Source organism: Bacillus sp. RO2 (assembly GCF_012911845.1).
Classification (GTDB): domain Bacteria; phylum Bacillota; class Bacilli; order Bacillales; family Bacillaceae_I; genus Sutcliffiella_A.
Map to the genome: position 1 here is coordinate 16,313 of NZ_JAAXCU010000047.1, position 26,713 is coordinate 43,025.

The window sequence follows — 26,713 nt, forward strand, 5'->3', positions numbered from 1 at the left end:
ATTTGACTTCTTCTCCTGCAAAAATAGATGCTTATCCAAAAACATCCATACTGCTTTATACCCCCGTACACATCCTCAAAACGCTTATACCTACATTATCTGACCATATAAATAGAAGAAATAAGCAAATAGAATGACCGATAAAAGCACGGCAGTTTCCATCCACCCTTTGCTTGTGGCTTTCTGTGGCACAGGCTGACTTTGTGTACTAGCACCTTTTCTAGCTGCTCGACTTGTACTTGAGGCAGTTCCTTGTTTGGCTTTGTTGTTTACTGTTCGCTGTGCCGTCCCTTTTGGTGAAGTGCTTGGGTTACGTTGGCTCATGACAGAAAGCATACCGCTTTTCATTTCATCTGCAGAGTAATATTCACCGGCTAATGCTCGCATTAGGACAATTTTATACCTTTTTAGCCAAGCATTTTTATCAATCTGCTCTTCTAGTTGCTTGATTCCGCCCTCTCCGTTTTTTTGGAATTGTTTTGGGTAACAGATGTGAATCATGATCATTGCTACGGCAAATAGATCATAAGTAGCTTCTGCCTTCCTAGAACCCAGTCCCCAATAACCCCGATCAAAAAACTCTGTGAATTCTTTAATGGCCCGGCCATGCTGGGTCGTGCCGCCAACATCCACAAGCCGTACTTTGGGAGGGGTTGCCGTTACAATGAGATTATCGGGCTTCAGATCTCCAAACACCCAACCTTCACGATGAAGCGTTTCAAGATCTGTCAGCAATTGCAAAGTTAGAATGCCAGCCCACTCCATTCCCCTTTTCTGAACAAAAGATAAAAGAGGTTCCCCTTCAAGAAATTCCATCACATAAAAGGAAAAAGTCTGTTTTCCTCCAAGGTTTGGCCTCTCCCAATCATCTACATCTAACAAAGAAGGCCCCAGGGAGAACCCTTGGACCTTCGAAAAATGACGCAGGACATTAACCTCAGAAGTAATGGACATGCTGTTTTCACTTATTTTTAATGCAGCTAATCCCTTTGAACTCCTAGTTAGATATACATACCCCGTCGCACCGTACCCGAGTGTTCTGACAATAGTGTATCTCTCTTTATGCCATTTTCCGATAATGGTCGTCCCTTGAGGCAGATTACCTACCGGATTCTTCATAGTATTGTTCATCATCGGAAATCAAGCTCCTCAGGTTACGTGTTTCTTTAAAATAAGGAATGGCTTCTTGAATGGCAGGACCTGTTGGCGTGATCCCGCCTGTCGATAGCTTTGGAAAAATACTGGACAGCGATTCCAACTTCGGTGTCCAATCTAAGATCTTCTCCACTTCTTGGCGTTTTCCCGGGAAAACAAAGGCTGAAAACTGGTTATCACCAATTCTTGCATTCAAGCTTAGTGCCAAATCCAATAGTGCTTCCTTGACGGTTGGAAGCTTGGACTTCATGCTAGCACTAGTATCAACAAGAATCAGCACCTGCAGGGAAACCGTTTCACCCAGTTCATCCACTACTTCCATCACTTCCCCGCGTTTCTCAGGCGGAAGGTCCTCCATGGAAGTTTCTGAACCCAATATTTGTTGAAGCTCCTTATTAATAACCCCCTGTAATGTTTGGGTCATCGCTTTTCTGGTCACCATCTGGACTGTCTGAGATAAGTTCTTGGCATACACAATTTGACTGACGCCGCCACCAGACATTGCGATCCCCTCTATCTCTTGCATTCCTCTTTCATCTATCGTATCCTCATCCATCACCCCAATAACATTTACTGTAATACCCTGTTCTTTCGCTAGGGCTGCCATGGCAACTGGGTCATCTCCTGAATTTGAGCATCCGTCTGTAATTAATAGAATTTGTTTTAACGTTCCTTTATACACGTTTCGTCCCCTCCTAATGCGTATAATTTACATTAGCCATCATGGACGAGACGGGCTTAATTTATACCTTTTGTACATAATTTACCTTCTAAGAGGTATTCACCCCAAGCACTTCCTTGTTGCTAGAAAGAGATAGTGCAAACTTGAATTCAGCCAGTAAGTTGATTGGCAGTTTTGAAAGGTGTCCTATTCGTTCCTTGACTCTCTTTGCTTTATTCGGCATTGCTGCTTGAATCTTTCCTTTTCCATTCTCGTTCGTTGCTTTCATACCCGTTAAAGCGATCATCTCTTTTTCCGTCACATTTCTTGCAATAACTGCCAGCATGTTTTGCTTTCTCCACATCATGCTTTTGGCATTATCTGACTCGTTGGCAGCTCTTCTAAACTTGATCTCCGCATTAATTGCCAGTTTCAGGACTTGTCTCCCCAGCAAATTCATCGGACTAACCGGTACCACACTAACAGTTTTGCTCTCCTGCACTTTCTCCGCAATCTCACGACGGCCACCCATTTCTTTCACAAGACCCGTTACCATTTTAGATAAAGTTTTCAACATTTAAAGCGCCTCCTTCATTCCTTGGTTTTTGGATAAATAGTGATAGGCAGGAATGGCTGCCCATTTCGGAATATTCCTCTCTATTTTTGCTACCACAACCGTCATGTCGTCCTGGATCTGACCTGATCTTGTCCGAATGACTTCCTCCATTATGATATCTGCCATTTCTTGCGGGTCGTCTGTTCTGATTTCGGATACTTTTCGCTTCATCCATAAATCATAGTTTTCTACATGTTTTGGTCCTTCAAAAATTCCATCGCTCATCATAATCAGTAGATCACCAGCTTTTAACTGCGAACTCACGACGTCCACATCGAATTCTTGAATAATCCCCATTGGTAGATTACTTGCTTCAATTTTAATTACTTTATCTCCTCTCTTCACAAAACTTGGAGTCGAACCAACTTTTAAAAACTTAGCAGAAGCATCTTGAAGGTCAATCATTGCTAGATCGAGCGTAGTAAATATCTCATCGGTCGTCCTTAATGATAGGACCGAATTAACCGATTTGATGGCTACTTTTTCTTTGATTCCAGACTGTAGAATCTCTTGAAGCAACTTTAATGTTTCTTTACTTTCATAGTGCGCGCGTTCACCATTTCCCATCCCGTCACTAATGGCAATGGCGTATTTTCCGTGACCTAATTCTATGGTGGAATAGCTATCCCCTGATATCAGTCCTCCTCCTTTAGCGGCATGCGCAACGCCTGTGTCGACTACAAACGCTTTTGCAGAGCCGAATGATACATGACAGTACCCATTGTTATCAGAATTACATTCTTCCTTTTTAACAATAATATTCTCTCGCAATATATCTGAAAGCATCGGAGCGATGAGCTTTTCACACTCACCACGCCCTTCGCAGTATGGAACGGTCATTTCAATATCGACATTCCCCTGCTCGACGCTGTATATTTCCACTTGTTCAATTTCAATACCGAATGCTTGGAGGGCGTCTAAAATCTGATCTTCCTGAACATAATGATTCTCCCTCTCTCGTTGAATCTCCCTTGCAAAGTCCTCCATTACTTGTGATACTCCCATTAATTGATCCGCTACCAACCTCCTACTCTCCATTAATTGTTTTTTTAGTTTCTCACTCGCGTGGAACTGGGCTAGCTCGTTTTTGATCACGGTTTTTACCTTTTCCGATTTTACGCAATGGCGATCCCACTCCTTTTGCAATTTGACATTCAGACTTATGGTTCCTTCCTCTGTATCCTCCATTAAATGAGTCATATAATCATAGGTTTTCTGGAAATTCTGTGTCCAGCACTGCTCTTTTTTAAAGCAATTTTGACACGTTTTCTCTGTAACATTGCTCAAAAAGAGATCCACTTCTTTTTCCGAATTAGGGTGTTCAAATTGAAATTTTGAAAAGCTATTGGATAACGCTTGGAAAACGTGTGAAAATTGTTCCACTCTATTGGCAGTAACATCACGGATCTTCCGCATGTATTGCTGTTGCTCGGCTGTATGTTCAGCTGTTCCGGGAATGGATTTTGCCAAATTAGCGATAGCTCTTTGCGGTGTTAGCAGAAAGAGTGCAACAGCTACCATCGACTCCATGATGGTAAGAACAATTAGCGTCATCCCATCCCCATAAATGCCAATTAGTAATGTGCCTAGAAGCAGTCCCACCGATACACCAATCTTATTTCCTTCTCGCAGCAGCCCTCCTAACAGACCGGCAAAAGCCAGCAGACTCATCTGATATAGATTGGTTACAGTAGCTAAGCTTAAAATGAGACCTGTCACCACGCCAACCGTGGAACCAATGGTGGCCCCAGCAACAAATGCAAAGATTAACACAAGATATCGAGATAATATATGTTCAACAGAAAGATCATAGGCTGTCCAACCGATGGTCCCTGTCAGAACGGAAGCGAACAAAATAATGAGGCAAATAATCTCTTCTGTTTTAAACGCCTGTCTCTTTTTCTTCATTGTGATAAGCGGTAGGCTCTGAAAGAAGATAAGTGTGAGGATAAATCCAAGCCCCGCCTCTACTCCAATCATCAGCCAATCATACGTCACAATTCCTGTTGTAAAGTAAATCATTGTTGTTTTGGAGAGAAAAGCCGAGAGGAAGACTAGGAACGGCATAGACTTAAGTGGCTCTATCTTTAATGCCTGTGCCCACTTGAAAAGAAGAACAAATAATATCATCCCACCCAACACATATGCGACTGTCAGTGCCGAGATGGTGGCCGACCCAACCATTAAGGCAATCAACGTGAGTCCAGCCCGTTTCTTTTTTAAAAAATACACTGCTGCGAAAAACGGTAACGCAAAAGGTGTAATTTCATTTAGGATCAAGGCTCGTCCCAGCAAAAATCCAATAAAGACTAAAAGAAATCCTTGGTGAAAAAGGATGGTCGTAAGCTTCGTTTTCGTCGAATGCATTGACTTCATTAATGTTTTTCTGACTTTCCCAAACTGAAGATTGGAAACCGGTTCCCCCAAATCTCTTTCTAGTCCCTGCATGATATCCACTCCCATATTTTATCTATTGGGGTCATTATACAAGCTTAAAAGGAAAAGATTTGTCAAAAGAACCGCCCAGAACCTAAGAAGTGTTCGACGTATTACAAGGAAAAGAGGGAAAAGCTGTCATGAAATCATCGCATTTGCTAACTACTCTCATCAGTTTTTGTAAATTCTATAGGTAATTGCTAGGATAATGTTCTAATAATTCTTACATTTTTAAAATGTATTGACATATGAATGATAAGTTAGTATGATAATTCTTGTGTCTTATGAGAGACTTTTAATTTCTTATTGCATTACTTATAAATTTGGCGGTGTAGCTCAGCTGGCTAGAGCGTACGGTTCATACCCGTGAGGTCGTGGGTTCGACTCCCTCCGCCGCTACCAACTTTATAAGGCCCATTGGTCAAGCGGTTAAGACACCGCCCTTTCACGGCGGTAACACGGGTTCGAATCCCGTATGGGTCATAATAATAAAAGCTGTCACAGCTTCAGACAATATCTGAAATTGTGACAGCTTTTTTGTGTTTGTAGAACTTATTTAAGTGGTTTTGGGTAACTTTCTTTTCATTTTAGGGTAGATCCATCCATATTAACTGTTCCAACTGTTCAGATTCAGGGTGAATATTCGTTTATCCATCGTAAATGGAATATATCCATTGTAAAGTCGATATATCCATTGCAAAAAGAATATATCCATTGTAAAACCGATATATCCATCATAAAAAAGATATATCCATTATAGCAACTTAAGTTAAGGTAACTGCCCCTTTGCTAAATGCATAACCTAAGTTGATTGCAGTGGAAGGCGCGAAGACGCCCACGGTAGGAAGGGACAGGGGAGACCCCACAGGCGAAGCGAAGCCGAGGAGGCTCCCGGACCGCCCGCAGGCAAGCGATGCGCCTGGAACGGAAATCAACTGTTCTACAATTTTCCCCCTGCAAAACAAAAAACACACCCCAAAAATTCAGGGCGTGTTCAAACATTACGTTTATATATATGAGATTTTCAGCAGCAAGTTACTTTCTACTTGCTCCACGACCTCCACGTTTTGATTCCGTGTTGCGCTTCAGGGAAGATAAACGATCTTCACTATCTTTCAAGAATCTTGCCATCTTCTGTTCGAAGTTTTCCTTTGGTTTGAATTCTTCTCTTCTTCCTCGTGGTGGGCGTTGATTTGAGCGTTGTTGATTGTTGTTCGGACGTTGTGATGGTGCAGCAGAACGTGGTTGTGGCTCACGGTAAGTGTCGCTTGCCTTTTTAATGGATAGGCCGATTTTGCCATCCTTCTCCACGTTGATTACTTTCACCTGTACTTCGTCACCAACTTTAAGATGGTCGTTGATATCCTTTACATAGTTGTCTGCAACTTCACTGATGTGGACAAGACCAGTTGTTCCTCCTGGCAATTCAACAAACGCACCAAAATTAGTTATTCCTGTTACCTTTCCCTGTAACTTGCTGCCTACTTCGATTGACATAAAAAAAATGCTCCTCCTTAAAATCATAAAAAATAAATCACTTTACCTACCATTATACCTAGAGCAAAATTGAGGTGTCAATATGACGACTAATCTGACGACGAATCGTCAGGCATATTGAAGATGATTTCATCCTCTTCTGACATGAAATAATCTCTACGTGCGATCTTCGCAATATAATCATCATCGTTCAGTTTTACAATTTCCTCTTCTAAATGTTGTTGTTCTTTTTTAAGTTTTGCCAGCTCTTGTTGGACAACTTCTTTTCTATCCTCTTTTTCTTGAAGGATAGCTCGTTGATCTAAGAGTGTTTTTCCCATTAGTATTCCAAAGACTAATGCTAAACAAAAGAATAATGATAAACGGCGATAAAGCCCACGGCGTCTTTTCTGTTGTTTCAACTGCTGGTCCTGTTTTTGTTTGGAATAATCAGAATGGATTTTTGCTACCTTTTCATCTTTTGCCGCGCTCATCTTATCATTCCTCTCCTAGCGCTTTTTCCAAAAGTTCTTTACTCTATTTATTATACTATGTTTCCTATTCTTTACTAGTGTGAAAAATCCTTCAAGTTTTTTGAAAACAATGTGTAAATATTTTTTCACCACGTTCGGGACCAACTTCCATACTAGCATAAGGATCCACTTGAATGGTAAGGAACAAATTTTAACAATTCGCCATAAAAACAACAGCAGAAAGCGAACGGTTGAGTAAAGAAACTTCCAAATACCTAATAATAATACGATAAGTGCTTGTACTAATAGTTGAATGGGCTTCACTATTAGCATTCTTACCATTTTTTCCAAGAAGCGATACAAGTTGATGACAAGTTGTATGATGGACTCCAGCAAGCTCAAATAAAAATATCGGAATAAGCTTTGATAAGCTGCAAAGCCACACACGAGTGCAATGAGAATATAAAAACGAATTTCTCCTTCATTGACTCTCAGCAATACATAAAAGCCGATAAGGGCTTGCAAGAGCCAAAAGAGGATATCATGAATAAACACAATCCACTTGGCTCTCTTTTCCCGTTTCAGAAAACGTCCATACGTATCGATGGCAGCTCCAAGCCATGCCCCCATCCCAATCATGGCAAGCATTGTATAAAGCTGGGTGCTAAGTGTCATTTGAACAACTTACTAAAGAACCCTTTAGCTTTCTCCGCCTGTTGGTCATCTAAATAAATGATTTCCATGATCTTTCCTTTGATTGAGACGACGCCACTTTCTACATCCAAGTTTTTCATCTGGAGATTTTGGCCCCTTACAGAGAGATATCCCATCACTGTTTCTAATAAAAACTCTTCGTTATCAAAACTTTCCACTTGCTTTACACCGGTGATATCTAACATTCTGCGACTTCTCATCACGATGTCTTGCTCTTGGACAGTCTGCTTATTTCCTTGATTTGAATCATAGTATTGGTTCATATTCATCCCTCACCTATCTAGTACTTGAAGATAGTACATGTATATGAGAGGGATAATTTTTTAGAACATGCCTGTCCGTTACTCTTCTGTTTGTTCTACTCTTTCTTCTTTCACGATGGTGTACATCATGGCCGCATCTTCTTTTTTGGCATTTTCCTGAATGTTATCGACAGAAGCAGTCACGATTTTTTGACCAAAATGAATTTTCAATTCATCTCCTGCTTTTACATTGCTGCTCGCTTTAGCTTGTACGTTGTTGATATAGATACGTCCCTGCTCTGCCACTTCTTTAGCAAGTGTACGACGCTTGATGATTCTTGATACTTTCAAAAATTTATCTAATCGCATTCTGTTACTCCCCCTAAATTATATGTCTGTTAAACGACGCTGGTGATTTCCGCACTAGGCTTCAATTACCAGCTAGGATATTTACGTAGAACGAAGAATCTTCATCAAATTATAACCCGTTCTTTTTCGCTTCTTCCCAAATAGCATCTAATTGTTCTAATGATAGATTCTCGAAGGTTTGCCCTGATTCCTTTACCTTCTTTTCGATAAAAGTAAACCTGCGGTAAAATTTTCGGTTGGTTAGGGACACGGCTTCTTCCGGGTCGATTTTATAGTATCTTGCAATGTTAACGAGAGCAAAAAGTACGTCCCCAAATTCTGCAGCCACAAGGTCCGAGCTTGCATCCTTTGTCAATTCTTCCTGCAACTCCTGGATTTCCTCATTCACCTTATCCCACATTGGGGCGACATCGTTCCAATCAAACCCTACTTTACCTGCTTTTTTCTGATATTGGAATGCTTTTGTAAGATTAGGAAGCCCTTTTGCAACCGAATCAAGAATGGACTGCTCGGCCCTTTCTCCTTTTTCCTCAGCTTTGATGGCTTCCCAATTGGTGATGACATCCTCTGCATCTTCCACAGAGGTGTCGGCAAACACATGAGGATGTCTGCGGATCATCTTCTCATTAATTCCTTCTATCACATCTTCTATGCTAAAGTAACCTTCATCCTCCCCGATTTGGGCATGAAGCATTACTTGTAAAAGAACATCCCCAAGTTCCTCAATAATTCCATCTGTGTCATCCTCATCAATGGCATCGAGCAATTCATATGCTTCTTCGATTAGGTATTTTTTCAGCGATTCATGCGTTTGTTTCTGATCCCACGGGCAGCCACCAGGACCTCTAAGTGTCGCTATAGTGTTTCTAAAAGAAGAGAATTGTTTATAAAGCAGTTCCTCCTCTTTTACTGCTGGTACATAGACACTTGTCAGGTTATTGATTTCCGCCACCCTATCGAGTTCGTATAACGGTACCTCTGTAATCTGTTCCATCGAAGACCCTGCTGCTGTTACAATCGTCACAGGATAGTCGTCAGGCAACAACTCCATCAAGGTGAGCTTCACTTCTGAAGCAATGAAAGCATCATATACCTGACAAAAGATCATCGCCTGGGTCGGTTCAATCGCTTCTTTTCCAAGTGCGGTAGCATCATGGAATTGAAAACCATCGATGGGATCCAATCCTACTGCTGTAAACATCGGATCGAGGAAGCTTTGCCCGCCTTTGATATCAAGTTTGATGATGCCTTCTTTTTCTTTTTCAAGTAAAATCTGAACGGTTTTCTCAGCCACAAGCGGATGTCCTGGTACAGCGTACACAATTTCCTTATGTGCACTATGCTCGATTATTTCTTCCGCAATTCTTTCATATACCGTGCCGAATGTACCTTCCTGTTCATAGATAGAATCAAACGACTCGTAAGTCAGCCCTTCTTTTTCGAGCTCTTCGATAACAGGATGTTCTTTCGTTCGAAGAAAAAGATGGTCCGACTGCATTAATTGCTTGTACACTCCCATTGGAAGCTGTTCGAGATCACCTGCACCAAGGCCTAGAACCTTTATCGTATTCATATTTTGGACACCAACTTTATTTTTATTTTTGCTCTGTTAAAACATACTGTTGATTTTTGCAGCAACCTAGCTGTTGATTGAAGCAATAGGCGCAGACTCCTCGAAAATGCTACGCATTCTTCCTGAGATGTATCGCTGTCGAAGCCTTCCTTGCCCTGAGGGAGATAGCGTTTAGGGGAGAACCCGCAGGCGCTTTTCCGAGGAGGCTCCCCTAACGCCCCTAGGAAAGCGAAGCCTAGTGCGGAAATCAACAGCGGTGTTTAACAGAGCTATTATTTTAATAGCTTCACCAATTTTTTTCCTAGCGGGAGAAGCATGAGTTCTTCTGTCGTAAAAAAGTGATTTTTTATTAAAATTAATAGATAGGTGATTCCGCCTATCATCACTCCTACCATGCTTTGGACGGTGGCCAGCGTACGGTTATCCCCTACTAGTGAATCCGTAAGAATTAGATAGACTGCCAAAACGGCAGACATCATTCCGATGCTCACAAGCAAGGGGACGGTTGGCATCCTTTCAAAAATAGAAGTGCCTGTCTTCTTTTTTAACGCCAGGACCAACAAGACGGCGACCGTACTGAACGCGACCAATGTACTGACCGCCGCTCCCAAAGTTGAGTGAGTAGAAATCAATAGGTCATTCAACAAATATTTTAAGCCAATTCCGATACCTACAAAAAGAGCAGGAAGATACGGGTTACCAAGCCCCTGCAGGATAGCAGCCGCGGTCAAGGCCATACTGCAAAAGAGAATGGACAAACTAAGGACCAATAGTACGTTGTAGCCATTTTCATTGGAAAAAAGCATTACATTCACTGGTTTGATGAGCCAGGCAAGACCCACTGCCGCTCCTGCTCCCACTCCTATGCTGACACGGATGGAGAGACTGATTTTTTCTTTTACTTCCCTTTCATTGCTCTTGGAGAGAATAATGTATGGGACAAGAGATAGCGAGAATGCCGTTGCTACCACTGTTCCAAGCTGAATCAGCGGCTGCCCCCGGTCATAGACCCCTTTAAGCTCTTTGGCTTGTTGTTCGTCGACACCTGATTCCAATAGTCCGGCATAAATGGTGAACGCATCCACCATTTGAAAAAGGATCAGCAATAGTGAGCTGATGCAAATGGTAAAGCCTTGAAGAATCAGGACCTTTACAATAGACTTCGAAGAAGGAAGTATGTTTGAAGGCACAACCGTATGTTTCTTTTTCATCTTTTGATAAAAGGTCAACAATACTAAGACTGCAGCAAATCCCCCAATGACGGAACCGAATATGGCACCCGCTCCTACTTCATAAAGGGAAAATCCCGCGTTTACGAGCAGGTAGGAGAGTACCAGAATCGTTCCAACTCTTATTAATTGTTCACTGACTTGCGAAACGGCGGTCGGCGTCATTTCTCCAAGCCCTTGAAAACTTCCCCTCCATACCGAAACTAATGGCATTAGTAAAAAAGAGAAGGCGACAATTTTAATTAATACAGAGAGCTTGAGGTCCCCCATAAAAGCTGCTAAGTGGGTCGCACCTAGGTAAAGCAGCAGGAAAAAGCTCACACCCAAAACCGTTAAGAAACAAAAGGACACCCAACGAATTTTGCGTGCTGCATGCTCTCTTGTCTTCTCAGGGTGTTCTGCAATGAATTTAGAAATGACAACCGGAAAGCCATATGTAGATAAAATGATAGCCACCCCGTAAAAGGGATATACCTGCTGATAAATATAAAAGCCAACATCTCCTACAATATTTTGAAAAGGAACGCGATAGGCTGCACTGAGGATTTTAATGATGATCCCTGCAATAGTAAGAATCATAGCGCCTTTCCATACCTTTTGATAGGAGTGTGGTGATAAATCATTCATAAAAAAGCCCGCCTTAAAGTATTCGTACAATTGTATAATTATAGCATATTTTGAATGGAAAGATGGATCCATTATGTCCTTTAGAAACAAAAGAAAAGAAGCAACAGACCATCACGTCTGCTGCTCCCACTATTGATTATTGCTCCATCTGTCTCGCTAGGAAGCCTGCAGCTGTTTCCACTGCTTTCTGTTCCACTTCTCCAAGCGATTTATCTTTGGACATAATCACCACTGCTCCAATTGGATCTCCGTTTGCCACGATAGGTCCAATGGTATAAGAAGCAAGTGATTCTACATGCCCATCGACAATTGCCAGTTGCTGTTCTTCCGTTTTTAGTACGGAATTGCGGTCTTCCATGGATTTCTCCACTACTTCGCTGATACTTTTGTTCAGATATTCCTTTTTAGAACTCCCAGCGACAGCAATGAACGTATCGCGGTCACAGATTAACACAGGGTGTCCCAAGCTATCATACAGAGCTTCGGCATATTCCTTAGCGAAATCGCTAAGCTCACTAATAGGAGAGTATTTCTTTAAGATAACCTCTCCATCCCGATCGACAAAAATCTCAAGGGGGTCACCCTCGCGAATACGCAGGGTTCTTCTTATTTCTTTAGGAATTACAACGCGACCGAGGTCATCAATACGACGTACAATACCAGTTGCTTTCATTTCTTAGGTTGCCTCCTTCATCCGATGATAAAAAGAGATGAGTTAAATTGGTGGAATTGATCAATATGTCCTGCTTTTGAAGAATTCACCATTCGTTGAAGTTAGTATCCTACACTCAGGGAGTTATATACATGTTGGAAAAGTTTTTTTCTGATAGTAAATTCCCCCAGTATTTATATAGACGTTTCTTCACAAACTCAAACCTATGAGGAAGCATTCACGCTTTCTTTTTTTACTTTTTCTAGTCCTTTTATCATGGAAATGGCCACTTGTATCCACTCTTCTGTCGCAGAGCGTTTCGTCTGGATGACAATCTTCAGATGCTGTCCTTCCATGCCGAGGCTTACCATCCTGCCAAACTCATTTCCTAATAAGAATAACTTCTGACCATCAATAACGCTACTTGCTTCTTCAGAAAGAAGAATGACGAGCTCTTGTTTTGTTTGTTTGATGGAATCCACTTTTTCCTTGAGGCCATAGACCCTCATCTCTGAGACTTGGAATAAGTAGTCGACCTCTTTTGGATAGTTACCGAAACGGTCCTTCATTTCATCTTGAAGCTCAACAAGATCTTCTTTTGATTCTAATCCACGGAAACGCTTATACATATCAATCTTTTGCTTACTATCAGGGATATAAGACTCTGGAATGTATGCATCAAGCTCCACATCAATGGAGATTTCATGCGCCTTTTTCGCATCTTTCGGCCCTTGGCGCTGCTCGATTGCTTCTTTTAGCATCTGAGAATACATATCAAAACCGACAGAATCGATAAAGCCGTGTTGCTGGGCTCCAAGCAGATTTCCTGCACCACGAATGGAAAGGTCACGCATTGCAATTTTAAAGCCTGATCCAAGTTCTGTGAATTCCTTGATAGATTGCAGACGTTTTTCTGCTACTTCTGTAAGCACTTTATCTTTTCGATACGTGAAATAGGCATATGCCACACGATTGGATCTTCCTACACGCCCTCTAAGCTGATAAAGCTGAGACAATCCCATCCTATCTGCATCAAAAACGATCAATGTGTTTACGTTCGGAATGTCGACACCTGTTTCGATGATGGTCGTACTGACAAGCACTTCCGCTTCTCCTTCAAGAAACTGAATCATCACCGACTCTAGTTCATTTTCGGTCATTTTTCCATGCGCATAAGTAACGCGAGCTTCTGGGACAAGCATGGAGATCTCATCTGCTTTTCGCTCGATATCTTCGACCCTGTTATATAAGAAATAAACTTGACCTCCTCGGGCCAGCTCTCTTTCAATTGCTTCTTTCACTAAGTTTCCGTTATATTCCATCACATACGTTTGCACCGGGAAACGATTTTCAGGTGGTGTCTCGATGACAGACAAATCACGCACCCCAAGCATAGACATATGAAGGGTCCGTGGAATTGGCGTAGCTGTTAAGGTAAGCACGTCGATATTGGCTTTAAGCTGTTTGATTTTTTCCTTATGGGTAACTCCAAAGCGCTGTTCTTCATCGATAATTAACAAGCCAAGGTCTTTGTATTTAATATCTTTGGACAACAAGCGATGTGTCCCAACAACAATATCCACCGTTCCATTTCCAAGTCCTTTCATTGTTTCCGTCTGTTGCTTTCTAGAGCGGAAACGGCTTAACAGACCAATATTGATAGGGTAATCTTGGAACCTTTCTCTGATGGTTTCATAATGCTGCTGAGCCAAAATGGTTGTTGGTACCAAAATAGCTACCTGCTTGCCATCAGTAATGGCCTTAAAAGCTGCCCTTATGGCCACTTCCGTTTTTCCATAGCCTACATCTCCGCAAAGCAAGCGGTCCATTGGGCGGGTCTTTTCCATATCCAATTTAATTTCATGAATAGAGCGCAATTGATCTTCTGTTTCCTGATAAGGGAAGGTTGCTTCAAACTCCCTTTGCATTTCTCCGTCTGGCGAGAAGGCGTGACCAACACTTGCTTCCCTTTCTGCATATAACTTAATAAGGTCATCGGCAATATCCTGGACAGACGACTCTACTTTATTTTTGACTTTTTTCCAGTCCGTACCACCGAGTTTATAAACTTTCGGTTCTTTTCCTTCTGAACCTACATATTTTTGAACTTGATCAATTTGCTCAACAGGAACATAAAGTTTGTCAGAGCCTTGGTATTTAATATGAATATAATCTTTATGAAGACCATTGATATCAAGTGTTTCAATACCTAGATATTTACCTATTCCGTGATTAATATGGACAACATAGTCGCCGACATTCAATTCGGTATAGTTTTTAATCCGTTCCGCATTGGAGAGCTTTTGTCTGTTTTTAGGCTTTTTCGCTTTCTTTTTGAAAAGCTCTTCCTCCGTGATGACTGCAAGCTTCTGCATAGGTAATTCAAATCCAGAATGCAAGTCACCCTCCACAAGCTGGACCTCTCCATGGGCGAAGGCCGAGCCTTTGGAAAGCTTTCTTATGTCCATCTCATAATCAGCAAAAACCGTCTCTAGCTTCTCCATCCGCTCTTGGTTGGAAGCAAGGACTACAATTGCATAATTTGCCTTCCTCCAACGCTCAATTTCCGATTTTAACAGATGCATCTGCCCGTGGAAGTGCTGCATGCTCTTAGAAGACATATTAATCAAGTTTTCCGGATGCGTATGTGGCACCGCCCTTAAGAAGAGGGAAAGATAAAGAAACGGCTGCTTTTTGCTATGTACAATCTGGGCAAAAGAATGAGAAAACTTTAGATCCTGCACCGCTTTTCCTTCTGCCAATAGCTCTACAAGCCATTCTGCTTCCTCTTTATCAAGACTTTCCGCCGTTTCATGGATTCTGCTGATTTCATCCATGATAACTAAACCGCCTGGAGGGATGTAATCTAGTAAACTAGCTGGTGAACTGTAGAAGAATGAAAGATATTTATACAACTCAGAAAATACTTGTCCGTTGCGTATTTGTTCTAGCTCATAGGAAATATTTTCTGTTAACAGCTGTTTTACTTTTTCATTTTTCACTTTTTTAATCGTTTTAGCTAGTTCCTTTTCGAGAACTTCTCGACCATTTGTAAGCTCTTGATTCGTAAGCAGCATCTCTGTTGCCGGGCCAATCGTCACCTTATCCATATGTTTTTGAGAACGTTGATCCTCTACCGTAAAATATCGGATAGATTCCACTTCATCATCAAAAAGTTCAATCCTTACGGCAAATTCTTCCGTGATAGGGTATATGTCGATGATTCCCCCTCTGATACTGAAATCCCCTGGCGTTGCTACCATCCCTACTCGCTGATACCCGTATCTGACGAGACGATCTGCTAAGTTATCGAGTTCCAGCGTCTTTTCTACTTCAATAGTCAACAACGTTTGCTGCCATTTTTCTTTAGATGGGAGTATTCTTTTTAACCCTGCGATTGGTGCAATGATAATTCCATTATTTTTAGTAGCCCAATGATTAAGCGCCTCTACACGCTGAGCTTTAAGCTCCGGACTCGCAATTCCAATTTCCGCTGCTAACACATCGTTTACAGGATACAGATACAGTTCATCCTCCGGCAGGAAGCTTGCTAGGTCATCGTATACTTTTTGGGCATGAAATAAATTATGCGTAATTAGGAGGATCGGCGCTTTTCTCTCTTCATACAACGCTGCAATTAACATGGACCTTGCCGAATTAGATATCCCTGAAATTAACTGTTCTTCTAACCCTTCTTGAAGACCAACCAAAACCGACTGAAAATCATCATTTTCGCTCAAATATGGAATAAAACCTTTCATAACATACACCCTCCCCTCTCCATTAATAGTGTTTCTTTGTGTTCTTTTTTATCATGACGTTTCTCAGACGCAAAAAGGCTTTGGTATCTCACCAAAGCTAATTTATCTGCTCTATTGTATGAACCGTTCTTGTTCATGCCAGTCAGGATTCCGATCAAGGGCTTCCTGGCAATCCTCACAAATTGTTTTAACATGTACATCACCATTTTGTTGATATGCTATCATTTCATGTCGTTCTGTATCCGACAGTTGATGAAACCCTAGTTCTTCTGAAAATACTGATTTGGACTCGATGGTGCCGACCTTATAGCCGCAATGCCTGCAATGATAATGGATAGCCATCCTTTTTCCCTCCACTTTTCTGCAAGACCTAAAAATGGCCCCTTTTACCACTAGTATAAACAGTGAGAAACATTGTTATACAGGGTTGGTTTGGTTAGAGAAAACTCAGGAAAGCTACCTTAACATTCTATTATTGATTAAAAGTGTTCATTACTTGTAGGAACTCTTTAGACAAGCTTTCTTCACAGGCTTCTGCAGCTTTCTTCACGCTGTCATCAATAGCAGGACGCTCATCAGAGTGGAATTTCCCAAGCACATAATCTGAGATGGACGGTCCATTCTTCGGACGGTCAATTCCCATTCTGATACGGTTAAAATTCTGGGTCTGAAGGTGCTGTATCAAGGACTTAATCCCATTATGCCCTCCGGCACTTCCCTTTTGGCGAAGACGCAGCTTTCCAGCTGGCAAATCTAAGTCATCATAAATTACCACCAGATCCTCTACATCTAGCTTATAGAAGTCCAATAACGGGCGAACACATTCCCCCGATAAATTCATATATGTAAGAGGCTTCACTAATAGTACTTTTTCGCCGTTTATCGTGCCTTGTCCGAATATCCCTTTGAATTTGGACTGTGTCAATGGGATGTTCCATTTGTCTGCTAATTCATCTATTACCATAAATCCGATATTGTGCCTTGTTTCTTCATATTGACGGCCTGGATTCCCCAGCCCCACAAATACTTTCATTATTTTTCCTCCTGAAACGTCTTGCTCTTTACCAAATAAGGATTGTAAAAATTTCTTCATGGATACCTCCCACAAACCTATTCGCTATCTTTCATTTTACTTGAACATGGGGTGAAAAGGAAATGAGAAGGAGTTTTGTCCATTAAAACAACATTATATTGCTGAAGTTTAGTAGCAACTCTGTTGTTAACGAGCGCTATCCGATCCGTTAACGCGTTTCCCTTTTGGCTTCGGGCGTATAGAAGCACTTTATTTGACCGTTTTCTCTTTTTCCTCTTGGCTTCGGGCATATAGAAGCACTCTATTTGACCATTTTCACCTTTTCCTACTGGCTTCGGGCGTATAGAAGCACTCTATCTGACCGTTTCCACTTTTTCCTCTTGGCTTCGGGTGTATAGAAGCACTCTATTTGACCGTTTTCTCTTTTTCCTCTTAGCTTCGGGTGTATAGAAGCACTCTATTTGACCGTTTTCTCTTTTTCCTCTTGGCTTCGGGCATATAGAAGCACTCTATTTGACCGTTTTCAACTTTTCCTCCTGGCTTCGGGCGTATAGAAGCACTCTATTTGACCGTTTTCTCTTTTTCCTCTTAGCTTCGGGCATATAGAAGCACTCTATTTGACCATTTTCACCTTTTCCTACTGGCTTCGGGCGTATAGAAGCACTCTATTTGACCGTTTTCACTTTTTCCTCTTAGCTTCGGGCGTATAGAAGCACTCTATTTGACCGTTTTCACCTTTTCCTACTGGCTTCGGGCGTATAGAAGCACTCTATTTGACCGTTTTCACCTTTTCTTCTTGGCATCGGGGTGTATAGAAGCACTCTATTTGACCGTTTTCACTTTTTCCTCTCGGCCTCGGGTAATTATAATTGTCTTTTTTCTTATAAAGCTTCCCGTTGACCTTTTTATACCCTAAGTATTTAGAGAATCTTCTTCACAACAAGAGAAAAGACGTAACCTTTAAGGTTACGCCTCCTCCTCTGTGCTTTCATTGTTCTCTCTACCTTCTACAAGTTCAGGTTCGCCTGGTTCTTGTTCTTCACCAGGGTCGATTTCCTCTTCTTGTCGTGGAGGTAAGATGGAAGCAATCACTTCATCATCTTCATGATTAAAGCTATATTTTCCTGATGTATTTAGGTCACCGATTGTAATGTTTTCATTCACATCAAGTTCCGTTACATCCACATCAATGGATTCCGGTACATTGTTTGGAAGTACTTTGATGGATACTTCATGGAGAACTTGTTGCAAGACTCCGCCATCTTTCACTCCCTTAGAATCGCCTGTAACGTGAACCGTAACATCTACATCGATTTCTGATTTAAAATTAACTACATGGAAATCCAAGTGGACAAATTCCAGGCTTTTCAGCGGGTTGATTTGATAATCGTAAAGCATAACTTTGCGCTTATCGGAACCAATTTCAAGCGAAATGATGCCGTTTCGTCCAGTTTCACGAATAGTTTTAATAAATTCCTTACTATCGACAGTAATAGATTTATTTTCTGTATCATTCCCGTATACAACCGCTGGAATTAATCCTTCCTCACGGATTTTGGTTATTGAAGATCCTTTGAATTCTGTACGTTCATTTGCATGTAATACTGACATTCTTATCACCTTCCTGGGAAAATAAAATACTTGTCTCTCATACAATTTCCCCTATTTACAGAAGGTTAAACATGAATCTTACCAATTAATCAAATAAAGTACTGACGGATTTCTCTTCATGGACACGAATAATCGCTTCAGCAATAAGCTCTGCAACGGATAATTGTGTAATCTTTTCGATTTTCTTGTCTTCCGCTAAAGAAATGGTGTTGGTCACTACCAATTCTTTAATTTTTGAGTTTTGGATACGTTCAATAGCCGGACCTGATAATACTGGGTGTGTACAGCATGCATACACTTCTTTTGCACCATTTTCGATCAGGGCATTTGCCGCCAATGTAATAGTACCCGCAGTATCAATCATGTCATCAATCAAGATTGCTGTTCTACCTTCAATATGACCAACAATGTTCATCACCTCTGCAACATTTGGACGAGGTCTGCGTTTGTCGATGATGGCAATCGGAGCTTTCAAGCGGTCAGCAAGCTTTCTTGCTCTTGTTACACCACCGTGGTCCGGTGAAACGATAACAAGATCCTCTAGGCCTTTGCTGTCAAAGTACTCTGCCAAAATAGGAACACCCATTAAGTGGTCAATAAGGATATCAAAGAATCCTTGAATTTGTGGTGCATGCAAATCAAGCGTAATAACGCGGTCTGCTCCAGCAGTTTCTAACAGGTTTGCCACTAATTTCGCTGTGATTGGTTCACGCGCGCGCGCTTTACGGTCTTGTCTTCCGTAACCGTAATACGGCATTACGATATTGATCGTTTTTGCAGAAGCACGTTTTAGTGCATCAATCATGATAAGTGTTTCCATGATGTGCTCGTTTACTGGTGCGCTGGTAGATTGGATAACATACACGTCACAACCACGGATACTTTCTTCGATGTTGATCTGTACTTCTCCATCACTGAAACGAGCAACGGAACATTTTCCGATTGGAACACCTACATGTTGTGCAATTTCTTCCGCTAAGGCTGTGTTGGAATTTAACGTAAAAATCTTTAGATTGGAATCTGCATACTTTGGCATGATAACTTGTACCCTCCGCTAGGTTTTTTTAATGGCTTCTTTAAATGACTTTGTTAAACACTGCTTTTGATTTCCGCACCGGGCTTCGCTTCCCTAGGGGCGCTGCTGGAGCCTCCTCAGTTACGCCTGCGGGGTCTCCACCTAGCGCTATCTCCCTGTGGAGTCTTCGCCCTGTGCTCCAATCAACAACTATAAAAAGATTTATTTATTGTGAATCTTGTTTACGTAGTTTTCTTTGTTTACTTGGCGAGCGCGTGCGATGGACAGTGCTTCTCCAGGTACATCTTCTGTGATGGTAGATCCTGCTGCAACATAGGCGCCTTTGCCAATAGTCACTGGTGCCACCAAGTTGGAGTTGCAACCTACAAACACACCATCTTCAATTTTAGTTAAATATTTCTTCTTCCCATCATAGTTGACAGTGATAGAACCGCAACCCAGGTTTACATCCGCTCCAACTTCCGCATCTCCAATATAGCTAAGATGAGAAGCCTTGCTTCCGTTCCCAAATGTCGCTTTTTTTACTTCTACAAAGTTCCCAAGCTTCACTTCATTGCCAATCTTGGAATCCGGTCTAACGTGTGCGAACGGTCCGATATTTACATCGTTTCCAATTTCGCTGTCATGCGCCACAGATTGGCGGATAGTTGTACGGTCCCCGATTTGGCAGTCTTTAATCTCAGAGTTTGGACCGATGATGCAATCCTCTCCAATTTTAGAAGCACCCAAGATGACAGTACCAGGGTTGATGACTGTATCTCTGCCAATCTCTGCATCCGCAGAAATATACGTGTTATCTGGGTCAATGATGCTTACTCCATTGATCATATGTTTTTTATTAATTCTTTTCTTCATGGTTTTTTCAGCCTGAGAAAGTGCCACTCTGTCATTGACTCCAAGTGTTTCATCAAACTCCAATGTTTGGTAGGCAGAAACGATATCGCCTTGTTCTTTCAAAATTTCAATGACATCTGGAAGGTAATATTCTCCTTGCACATTGTCATTTGAAACATTGTTAAGCGCTGTAAAAAGTGCTTCATTGTCGAAGCAATAAGTACCCGTATTAATTTCTGTCACTTTGCGCTCATCTTCACTAGCGTCCTTATGTTCCACAATTTTCCCGACATGCCCTTCGCTGTTACGGATAATGCGTCCATATCCAGTAGGGTCTTCTGCGTAAGCTGTCAGAATAGTAGCCTTTGCTCCCGTGTTTTCGTGCAGATCAAGCAATTCCTGCATCGTTTCCGGTGTAATAAGTGGAGTATCTCCACAAATGACCAATGTTACGCCTTTTTTATCTTGAAGCATTGGTGCGGCTTGCATAACTGCATGTGCCGTTCCCAGCTGTTCTGCCTGAAGGGCATATTCGCTTTTTGTTCCAAGATGACTCTTTACTGTTTCCGCTCCATGTCCAACCACTGTTACTATCTTCTCGAAGTTGAGTGCAGAAACATGATCCACGACATGTTGAACCATTGGCTTGCCACAAACAGGGTGTAACACTTTATATAATTTGGATTTCATTCGTGTACCTTGTCCAGCTGCTAATATTACGGCATATCGATTTATCATAACGGCCTCCATTTTCACCTAATTATCCATTACGAATATATCCTAAAACGTTGCCCATTTCAAGGAAGTACACGAAAGTACATTTATTTGTCAAAAAAAGGCCAAAAGAAAAAACAGGTCGCATAGCAACCTGTTTCACCTTCTATCGATTAAGAAGCGCCTGCTTCTTCGTATTCTACTTCTAATTCGCCTAAGCGGTGATACTCTGCTAAAACCGCTTCTTGGATTTTTCCACGCGTCCCGGAATTAATCGGATGCGCAATATCGCGGAATTCTCCATCCGGCGTACGTTTACTTGGCATCGCAACGAACAAGCCGTTGTTTCCATCGATTACACGGATATCATGAACAACGAATTCATGATCTAATGTAATAGATGCGATAGCTCTCATGCGACCATCGGTATTTACGCGGCGTAATCTTACGTCAGTTACTTCCATTCTGTTCACCACCTTTTGTCCCAATAAAAAACTTAGTATTATAAATTCTCTAAATTTTCTAGAATTCCTTCTTATTTTCAAATTTTTTTTGAAAATTTTGGGCAAATTGGTGTAAAAAGAACAGATTCTATTTTACTAGAGCGATAACCTCTATTTCGACAAGAACATCTTTCGGTAAACGTGCAACCTCCACACAGGATCTTGCAGGTTTGTGGGTAGAGAAATACTCCCCATACACTTCGTTAATATCTCCAAATTGATTCATATCTTTAATGAAAACAGTAGCTTTTACTACCGTCTCAAAGGATGCACCTGCTTCTTCTAGTACCGCTTGCAGGTTTTTAAACACTTGATGAGTTTGCTCTTTCACATCCCCATCTAGTAGGTCTCCACTAGGCAACAACGGTATTTGACCTGAACTGTAAAAAAGATTGTTGACGATGATTCCCTGGGAATATGGACCTATCGCTTTTGGAGCGGCATCTGTATGAACAACTTTCATGAACTTACACACCCTTTAGTTTAATGTAATATTTTCTTTTACATGTTGAAGATAGTTGCCTTGCTGCACTTCTATCTGTCGATCTCTCTCACTTACCTTTTCAAGCTTAGCTAAGGAAACATAGTCATCGACCAGGCGTTCTTCAATGTTTTCAGACTCCACTAGAATCCCGATACCTGCTACGGTCGCTTGAAATTCAGCAAGTAGATTCACCATTCCGCTTACTGTCCCACCAGCCTTCATGAAATCATCAATGATCAAAACGTTAGAACCTGTTTCCAAGCTTCTTTTTGCCAATACCATTGTTTGAATTCTTTTGGATGAACCTGAAACATAATTTATGCTTACAGTAGATCCTTCTGTAACCCTGCTGTCACGTCTTACAATGACAACCGGTACATTTAAAAAGCTTGCCACTGCATGTGCAAGCGGAATTCCTTTTGTCGCCATCGTCATGACAACATCCACTTTTTTATGGCTAAATGCTGTTGCAAACATTTTCCCCACTTTATTTAACACTTTTGGGTTACCAAGGATATCGGTCATATATAGGTAGCCGCCTGGCAGTAACCTTTCCGGCTTTGCAATCATTTCACACAATTCCTCAAGGTAGGCAGATGCCTCTTCATGGTTTACATATGGGATATACCTAACACCGCCAGCAGCACCAGGTACTGTGACAAGCGTTCCTATTCCTTGCTCTTCGAAAGTTTGTTTAATGATTCCAAGATCTTCACTGATAGAAGACTTTGCAGACCCATAACGGTCAGCAAAGAAGGAAAGCGGAACTAACCCTTGTGGATGCTGCAACAAATAATGCGTCATGTCCACAAGACGACCACTTCGACGTAATTTCATGCTACTTCCTCCTAAAATCCGAATATTCTAATGTAAATATAACATTAATATCCGGATTTAATCAAGACTGTTCCGCTCGCCAAGGATTCTGACGGCAAACACTTGATCACAGAACCCTCTCAGTCCATTGCATATGCGATGCATTCTTGAGTCATATTGAACGATTCCGAAGACAGTCGGTCCACTCCCGCTCATCAAAACCGCATCCGCTCCGAATTTCTTCATCTGTTCCTTGATATGCGCCACTTCCGGATAGAGCTTCAAGGTAACACTTTCCAACACATTGCCAACAAGCCCAATCATCTTTTCATAATCATTTTCATGAATGGCATCAAGCATGCCTTCAACATCCGGATGCTCTACCTTACTAAGGTCAAGGTTATTATATACTTCTGCAGTAGATACACCGATTGTCGGCTTCGCAAGCACAATCCAGCTATGAGGCGGTGCTGGGATATGTTGAACGATTTCCCCTCTTCCGGTTGCAAGGGCTGTTCCGCCATACACACAGAACGATACATCAGAACCTATTTCAGCGCCAATCTCGGCCAGCTCATCCAAGGTTAACCCAAGTTTCCAAAGCCTGTTCAAACCGCGTAGCGTTGCAGCGGCATCACTGCTTCCGCCAGCCAATCCTGCTGCAACAGGAATCACCTTTGTTATCCCGATGGAAACCCCTTGCTTCACGTTAAACCGTTCTTTTAAAAGGGCAGCTGCTTGGTAGGCCAAATTTCGATTGTCGTCCGGAACATACCGATTATGAGATAGAATGGTGATTTGACCATCTTTTCGCTCTGACAGTTCAATACGGTCAGCTAGATCGATAGTGGTCATAATCATTTTCACTTCATGGAATCCGTCTGGACGCTTATGTAGCACATCTAGCGACAAGTTTATTTTCGCTGGTGCTTTTTCTAACAGTCTCACTTTCTTCACCTTCTTCATTCGTCTCCAATTATCTATGTATTGTACCATATTCCTTGACAGAAATATCTCCATGAATGGGAAATATTATGTTTTCAAAAGTGGCCTACTTTTTTATGTTGCTAAAAAACCGAAGTGGCTAACACTTCGGTTCTTCATTTATCTATTTTTGGGGATGTTGTACAAGTTGTCGCTCTGCCAATTCTATGGCACGTTTTACCATGTTCCCGGCATCCTTGGCTTTTATTCCACCCCAGCCTTCGTTTTGGACGACATCATAGAAACCAAGTTCTTTTGCGAGTTCTTCTTTAAGCTGATGAGACATTACGCTTCGTCTTCTGCTCATGATAAAAGCCCTCCTTGTTGATCATTGAACGCGACAATATTAGTATTGGAGGGGTTTTGTGTTTTTATAAGCGGTTATATATGTTTTTTGGGGAGAGTTGCATTAATCACCGCTGTTGATTTCCGCGCCAGGCTTCGCTTTCCGCGGGACGGTGCTTGAGCCTCCTCACTACGTTGCGGGGTCTCAACCAACCGTTAACCCCCGCTGGAGTCTCAGCCTTTCGCTCCAATCATCAGCTATAGTATTTTTGGGGCAAAATAAAAAGCAGCAAACAAATTTGTCTACTGCCCACTTATGGCCATATTTCCTTCTTCAAAAAATGTAAGTTGTACCGTCTCTGTGAGGACATCTGCATAGCTGTAGGATACACGTTCAAAAGCATTTTCGTCTTGATCTAGTTCTATTACAAATACTGATGGATAAGTTTCTGCTAATATCCCTATGCGCTCAATTGTCTTTCTACGACCACCGTTAGCACGAAGAGTTAACTTTTTACCTAAATTAGAATCTAACGTCCTTTTGATATCTACTAACGTTTTTCCCATTTTACTCCACCTCACTATACTATAGTTAGTGTAACATAATTTTAATAAAAAATCAAATAAAACTTAAAATTATAACAACCACAAAAGCAACCTGTCAATATATTTCTGTCTACAATTATCTTCATATGTCTACATTTACTATGCGCATATATTGGAATAAATATGTATAAATTTTAAAATCACCTTTCAAGCATTGCCATTAAAGGTTTTTGATCAAAGATAAAGATGCGAAAATACGACAAAAAACCCTTAACTTCCACCGTTAAGAGTCTTCATCTTCCTCTTCGTCTTCTTTATAAGGTCTAAAAGGCATCCCCGTTCGTAACACTCCTCTTGTCTCAATACCACCCAATCCCTTATCTCCTGTTAATGTATTCCTTAGTAAATCCCAAACATTTACCCGCTCCATAAATGGAGTAAAGCAGATTCTACCCACAATATAAACTGGATCTAAAGCATGAATATTCACTCGAGAAGGAGAGCTTGCAAAGTTTGCGCCTGCCTGTATTAATGATTCAAAGTGGGACTGGCACGCTCCTGCAAAAATGACTAACTGATCCAGGTTTGGTTGGATCCGGCGGGCTTCTTTTACTGTTTGCACAAAATGCCATGAGTGGCGATATGATTTAAGGTCAGACACTTTCCCTTTGCTTTTGGAGTATGCGTCATGGCCGGTGATGACCAAAATATCCGGTCGATACCTTTCCATCAACTCTGTTATTTTCAAAGGCATTTCTTTCTCATTCGCATGCACCCCATGTACTGGTACGCCAATTCTTTCGTAAAGCTCCAGGCACTTTTTCAAATACAAAGGATCTCCATCCAAATGCAACACCTTACCCGGCACTTGAAAATAGTTTTGCTCTGTACTATAGCCACCTGTTGCCTCGTATTCATTCTTCTCCCGAATGAGCTGATAATCCTGTTGCAGTAGCTGCAAAGATCTGTTGACCTTGGATTCTGCTCGTTGCTTTCTGGTCATCTGCTCTTTACCATCTACCACTTTCAAATCTTCGTAGAGGGCGTCTGCCATCAGCCTGACATCTTCCCCATATAATAAAACAATTCGCTGTTTTAATTCATTTTCATGTATATCCATCACACGAAATAACAGGTCATAATTATAGGATTTTCGTGCAACAATGTCTCCAATTTTCAGCATCATTTTTCCCTCCAACTTGGAGAAGGCATTTACCCCAACGGTCTATCTAACCTAGAGTATGCACGGGTCTTTATGTGTGTGAGCACTTTCCTTGGTGTAAAAAAGGTAACGAACGCATTGGCCCGTATTCCATTTCAGGGCATTAATAAAAGCTGCCACATCTTTAGGGAATACTTGATGCTGTGGCAGCTTTTTTGTGTTTGTGGTTTTACTTTAAAGTGTTTTGTGGGATCTTTCTTATTAATTCGGCACAACTCCCTTCATATTAGCTGCCTTCGACACTATAATATCGGGTGAATTTTCGTTTATCCATCCTAAAATTGTTTTATCCATTGTAAAGACACTTATATCCATCGTAAAAACGATTTATCCATTATAAAAGTGATTTATAAATTGTAAATAGGGTTTATCCATTTTTGAGTGGAAGGGACAGGTGGACCCCACAGGCGCAAGCGAGGCCACTGAAAAAGCCTTTGATTTTAGATGATGTATAGACACCGCTGTTGATTTCCGCAAATGGCTTCGCTTTCCTAGGGGCTGGAGCCTCCGGGGTCTCCACCTAACGCTATCCCCCTCAGGAGTCTTCACCTTTTGCTCCAATCATCAGCTAGGAATCATTAATAAATTTACGTTATCAGTTTTCAGTGGCCTCAGCGCAAGCCGAGGAGGCTCACGGACCGCCCACAGGCAAACGAAACGC

Annotated in this window: 25 protein-coding genes and 2 tRNA genes; 2 read left to right on the forward strand and 25 right to left on the reverse strand. The window is 41.6% G+C overall.

Annotated features, from left to right (window positions below; translation table 11 throughout):
- Positions 1–90 precede the first annotated feature (90 nt).
- The 4 genes from HF078_RS15330 to spoIIE all read right to left on the reverse strand — a co-directional run bounded on the left by HF078_RS15330 (position 91) and on the right by spoIIE (position 4,880).
- Entirely contained in the window at positions 91–1,134 is a 1,044-nt protein-coding gene (locus tag HF078_RS15330) for a protein kinase domain-containing protein (protein ID WP_169291949.1), read from the reverse strand.
- Positions 1,100–1,837 carry a VWA domain-containing protein gene (locus HF078_RS15335; RefSeq protein ID WP_169291950.1) on the reverse strand — a complete coding sequence of 246 codons (738 nt, stop codon included), beginning with the start codon at positions 1,835–1,837 and terminating at the stop codon, positions 1,100–1,102. The genes HF078_RS15330 and HF078_RS15335 overlap by 35 nt, the downstream gene beginning before the upstream one ends.
- Positions 1,838–1,925: 88 nt before the next feature.
- Positions 1,926–2,393, reverse strand: a complete 468-nt coding sequence (locus HF078_RS15340) for a hypothetical protein (protein WP_169291951.1) — start codon at positions 2,391–2,393, stop codon at positions 1,926–1,928.
- Positions 2,394–4,880, reverse strand: coding sequence for a stage II sporulation protein E (gene spoIIE, locus HF078_RS15345; protein WP_169291952.1), 2,487 nt, complete (start codon positions 4,878–4,880; stop codon positions 2,394–2,396).
- Positions 4,881–5,193: 313 nt separating this feature from the next.
- Between spoIIE and HF078_RS15350 the strand changes: the two genes are divergently transcribed.
- Positions 5,194–5,270, forward strand: a tRNA-Met gene (locus HF078_RS15350).
- 9 nt (positions 5,271–5,279) lie between these two features.
- Positions 5,280–5,351 (forward strand) — tRNA-Glu (locus HF078_RS15355).
- A gap of 552 nt (positions 5,352–5,903) precedes the next feature.
- Here HF078_RS15355 and HF078_RS15360 read toward each other — a convergent pair.
- The 21 genes from HF078_RS15360 to yabG all read right to left on the reverse strand — a co-directional run bounded on the left by HF078_RS15360 (position 5,904) and on the right by yabG (position 26,016).
- Entirely contained in the window at positions 5,904–6,365 is a 462-nt protein-coding gene (locus HF078_RS15360; RefSeq protein WP_060666719.1) for a S1 domain-containing RNA-binding protein, read from the reverse strand.
- A gap of 89 nt (positions 6,366–6,454) precedes the next feature.
- Complete coding sequence (locus tag HF078_RS15365) at positions 6,455–6,838, reverse strand: FtsB family cell division protein (protein WP_169291953.1); 384 nt, start codon at positions 6,836–6,838, stop codon at positions 6,455–6,457.
- Positions 6,839–6,853: 15 nt separating this feature from the next.
- Positions 6,854–7,492 carry a spore cortex biosynthesis protein YabQ gene (gene yabQ, locus HF078_RS15370; protein WP_169291954.1) on the reverse strand — a complete coding sequence of 213 codons (639 nt, stop codon included), beginning with the start codon at positions 7,490–7,492 and terminating at the stop codon, positions 6,854–6,856.
- Entirely contained in the window at positions 7,489–7,794 is a 306-nt protein-coding gene (yabP, locus tag HF078_RS15375; RefSeq protein WP_169291955.1) for a sporulation protein YabP, read from the reverse strand. Before yabP ends, yabQ begins: the two co-directional genes overlap by 4 nt.
- Positions 7,795–7,872: 78 nt before the next feature.
- On the reverse strand, positions 7,873–8,142 hold the full coding sequence (locus HF078_RS15380) for an RNA-binding S4 domain-containing protein (protein ID WP_060666715.1): 270 nt from the start codon (positions 8,140–8,142) through the stop codon (positions 7,873–7,875).
- 109 nt (positions 8,143–8,251) lie between these two features.
- Positions 8,252–9,715, reverse strand: coding sequence for a bifunctional methyltransferase/pyrophosphohydrolase YabN (gene yabN / locus HF078_RS15385; RefSeq protein WP_169291956.1), 1,464 nt, complete (start codon positions 9,713–9,715; stop codon positions 8,252–8,254).
- Positions 9,716–9,987: 272 nt separating this feature from the next.
- Complete coding sequence (locus tag HF078_RS15390) at positions 9,988–11,571, reverse strand: putative polysaccharide biosynthesis protein (protein WP_169291957.1); 1,584 nt, start codon at positions 11,569–11,571, stop codon at positions 9,988–9,990.
- A 136-nt stretch (positions 11,572–11,707) separates the two neighbouring features.
- Positions 11,708–12,244 (reverse strand): stage V sporulation protein T, encoded by a 537-nt coding sequence (gene spoVT / locus HF078_RS15395; protein ID WP_060666712.1) that lies wholly within the window; start codon positions 12,242–12,244, stop codon positions 11,708–11,710.
- Between the two features lie 203 nt (positions 12,245–12,447).
- The gene (gene mfd, locus HF078_RS15400) at positions 12,448–15,984 is read right to left on the reverse strand and encodes a transcription-repair coupling factor (protein WP_169291958.1); all 3,537 of its coding nucleotides are present in this window, start codon (positions 15,982–15,984) and stop codon (positions 12,448–12,450) included.
- Between the two features lie 111 nt (positions 15,985–16,095).
- Positions 16,096–16,326 carry an anti-sigma-F factor Fin gene (fin, locus tag HF078_RS15405; protein ID WP_148990146.1) on the reverse strand — a complete coding sequence of 77 codons (231 nt, stop codon included), beginning with the start codon at positions 16,324–16,326 and terminating at the stop codon, positions 16,096–16,098.
- A 130-nt stretch (positions 16,327–16,456) separates the two neighbouring features.
- Complete coding sequence (pth, locus tag HF078_RS15410) at positions 16,457–17,017, reverse strand: aminoacyl-tRNA hydrolase (protein WP_346775353.1); 561 nt, start codon at positions 17,015–17,017, stop codon at positions 16,457–16,459.
- 966 nt (positions 17,018–17,983) lie between these two features.
- Positions 17,984–18,628, reverse strand: a complete 645-nt coding sequence (locus HF078_RS15415) for a 50S ribosomal protein L25/general stress protein Ctc (RefSeq protein WP_169291960.1) — start codon at positions 18,626–18,628, stop codon at positions 17,984–17,986.
- Between the two features lie 85 nt (positions 18,629–18,713).
- Entirely contained in the window at positions 18,714–19,664 is a 951-nt protein-coding gene (locus HF078_RS15420; protein ID WP_148990143.1) for a ribose-phosphate diphosphokinase, read from the reverse strand.
- Positions 19,665–19,865: 201 nt separating this feature from the next.
- Positions 19,866–21,236 carry a bifunctional UDP-N-acetylglucosamine diphosphorylase/glucosamine-1-phosphate N-acetyltransferase GlmU gene (glmU, locus tag HF078_RS15425; protein WP_169291961.1) on the reverse strand — a complete coding sequence of 457 codons (1,371 nt, stop codon included), beginning with the start codon at positions 21,234–21,236 and terminating at the stop codon, positions 19,866–19,868.
- A gap of 149 nt (positions 21,237–21,385) precedes the next feature.
- The gene (gene spoVG / locus HF078_RS15430; RefSeq protein ID WP_010191385.1) at positions 21,386–21,676 is read right to left on the reverse strand and encodes a septation regulator SpoVG; all 291 of its coding nucleotides are present in this window, start codon (positions 21,674–21,676) and stop codon (positions 21,386–21,388) included.
- A gap of 127 nt (positions 21,677–21,803) precedes the next feature.
- The gene (gene ridA / locus HF078_RS15435; protein ID WP_169291962.1) at positions 21,804–22,178 is read right to left on the reverse strand and encodes a 2-iminobutanoate/2-iminopropanoate deaminase; all 375 of its coding nucleotides are present in this window, start codon (positions 22,176–22,178) and stop codon (positions 21,804–21,806) included.
- 15 nt (positions 22,179–22,193) lie between these two features.
- The gene (gene purR, locus HF078_RS15440; protein WP_148990140.1) at positions 22,194–23,036 is read right to left on the reverse strand and encodes a pur operon repressor; all 843 of its coding nucleotides are present in this window, start codon (positions 23,034–23,036) and stop codon (positions 22,194–22,196) included.
- A gap of 57 nt (positions 23,037–23,093) precedes the next feature.
- A complete protein-coding gene (ispE, locus tag HF078_RS15445) occupies positions 23,094–23,963 on the reverse strand; it encodes a 4-(cytidine 5'-diphospho)-2-C-methyl-D-erythritol kinase (protein ID WP_169291963.1) in 870 nt (289 codons plus the stop codon).
- A gap of 160 nt (positions 23,964–24,123) precedes the next feature.
- Positions 24,124–24,306, reverse strand: a complete 183-nt coding sequence (locus HF078_RS15450) for a small, acid-soluble spore protein, alpha/beta type (RefSeq protein ID WP_169291964.1) — start codon at positions 24,304–24,306, stop codon at positions 24,124–24,126.
- A 281-nt stretch (positions 24,307–24,587) separates the two neighbouring features.
- On the reverse strand, positions 24,588–24,851 hold the full coding sequence (gene veg, locus HF078_RS15455; protein WP_010191377.1) for a biofilm formation stimulator Veg: 264 nt from the start codon (positions 24,849–24,851) through the stop codon (positions 24,588–24,590).
- A 262-nt stretch (positions 24,852–25,113) separates the two neighbouring features.
- Positions 25,114–26,016 carry a sporulation peptidase YabG gene (gene yabG, locus HF078_RS15460; protein ID WP_169291965.1) on the reverse strand — a complete coding sequence of 301 codons (903 nt, stop codon included), beginning with the start codon at positions 26,014–26,016 and terminating at the stop codon, positions 25,114–25,116.
- Positions 26,017–26,713 lie beyond the last annotated feature (697 nt).

What these genes read in the sequence shown, in the direction of transcription:
- HF078_RS15330 (WP_169291949.1), bottom strand. Translation starts at nt 1,134, where the DNA reads ATGATGAACAATACTATGAAGAATCCGGTAGGTAATCTGCCTCAAGGG.
- HF078_RS15340 (WP_169291951.1), bottom strand. Translation starts at nt 2,393, where the DNA reads ATGTTGAAAACTTTATCTAAAATGGTAACGGGTCTTGTGAAAGAAATG.
- spoIIE (WP_169291952.1), bottom strand. Translation starts at nt 4,880, where the DNA reads ATGCAGGGACTAGAAAGAGATTTGGGGGAACCGGTTTCCAATCTTCAG.
- HF078_RS15360 (WP_060666719.1), bottom strand. Translation starts at nt 6,365, where the DNA reads ATGTCAATCGAAGTAGGCAGCAAGTTACAGGGAAAGGTAACAGGAATA.
- HF078_RS15365 (WP_169291953.1), bottom strand. Translation starts at nt 6,838, where the DNA reads ATGAGCGCGGCAAAAGATGAAAAGGTAGCAAAAATCCATTCTGATTAT.
- yabQ (WP_169291954.1), bottom strand. Translation starts at nt 7,492, where the DNA reads ATGACACTTAGCACCCAGCTTTATACAATGCTTGCCATGATTGGGATG.
- yabP (WP_169291955.1), bottom strand. Translation starts at nt 7,794, where the DNA reads ATGAACCAATACTATGATTCAAATCAAGGAAATAAGCAGACTGTCCAA.
- HF078_RS15380 (WP_060666715.1), bottom strand. Translation starts at nt 8,142, where the DNA reads ATGCGATTAGATAAATTTTTGAAAGTATCAAGAATCATCAAGCGTCGT.
- yabN (WP_169291956.1), bottom strand. Translation starts at nt 9,715, where the DNA reads ATGAATACGATAAAGGTTCTAGGCCTTGGTGCAGGTGATCTCGAACAG.
- HF078_RS15390 (WP_169291957.1), bottom strand. Translation starts at nt 11,571, where the DNA reads ATGAATGATTTATCACCACACTCCTATCAAAAGGTATGGAAAGGCGCT.
- spoVT (WP_060666712.1), bottom strand. Translation starts at nt 12,244, where the DNA reads ATGAAAGCAACTGGTATTGTACGTCGTATTGATGACCTCGGTCGCGTT.
- mfd (WP_169291958.1), bottom strand. Translation starts at nt 15,984, where the DNA reads ATGAAAGGTTTTATTCCATATTTGAGCGAAAATGATGATTTTCAGTCG.
- fin (WP_148990146.1), bottom strand. Translation starts at nt 16,326, where the DNA reads ATGGCTATCCATTATCATTGCAGGCATTGCGGCTATAAGGTCGGCACC.
- pth (WP_346775353.1), bottom strand. Translation starts at nt 17,017, where the DNA reads ATGAAAGTATTTGTGGGGCTGGGGAATCCAGGCCGTCAATATGAAGAA.
- HF078_RS15415 (WP_169291960.1), bottom strand. Translation starts at nt 18,628, where the DNA reads ATGTCAGTATTACATGCAAATGAACGTACAGAATTCAAAGGATCTTCA.
- HF078_RS15420 (WP_148990143.1), bottom strand. Translation starts at nt 19,664, where the DNA reads ATGCCAAAGTATGCAGATTCCAATCTAAAGATTTTTACGTTAAATTCC.
- glmU (WP_169291961.1), bottom strand. Translation starts at nt 21,236, where the DNA reads ATGATAAATCGATATGCCGTAATATTAGCAGCTGGACAAGGTACACGA.
- spoVG (WP_010191385.1), bottom strand. Translation starts at nt 21,676, where the DNA reads ATGGAAGTAACTGACGTAAGATTACGCCGCGTAAATACCGATGGTCGC.
- ridA (WP_169291962.1), bottom strand. Translation starts at nt 22,178, where the DNA reads ATGAAAGTTGTTCATACAGATGCCGCTCCAAAAGCGATAGGTCCATAT.
- purR (WP_148990140.1), bottom strand. Translation starts at nt 23,036, where the DNA reads ATGAAATTACGTCGAAGTGGTCGTCTTGTGGACATGACGCATTATTTG.
- HF078_RS15450 (WP_169291964.1), bottom strand. Translation starts at nt 24,306, where the DNA reads ATGAGCAGAAGACGAAGCGTAATGTCTCATCAGCTTAAAGAAGAACTC.
- veg (WP_010191377.1), bottom strand. Translation starts at nt 24,851, where the DNA reads ATGGGAAAAACGTTAGTAGATATCAAAAGGACGTTAGATTCTAATTTA.
- yabG (WP_169291965.1), bottom strand. Translation starts at nt 26,016, where the DNA reads ATGATGCTGAAAATTGGAGACATTGTTGCACGAAAATCCTATAATTAT.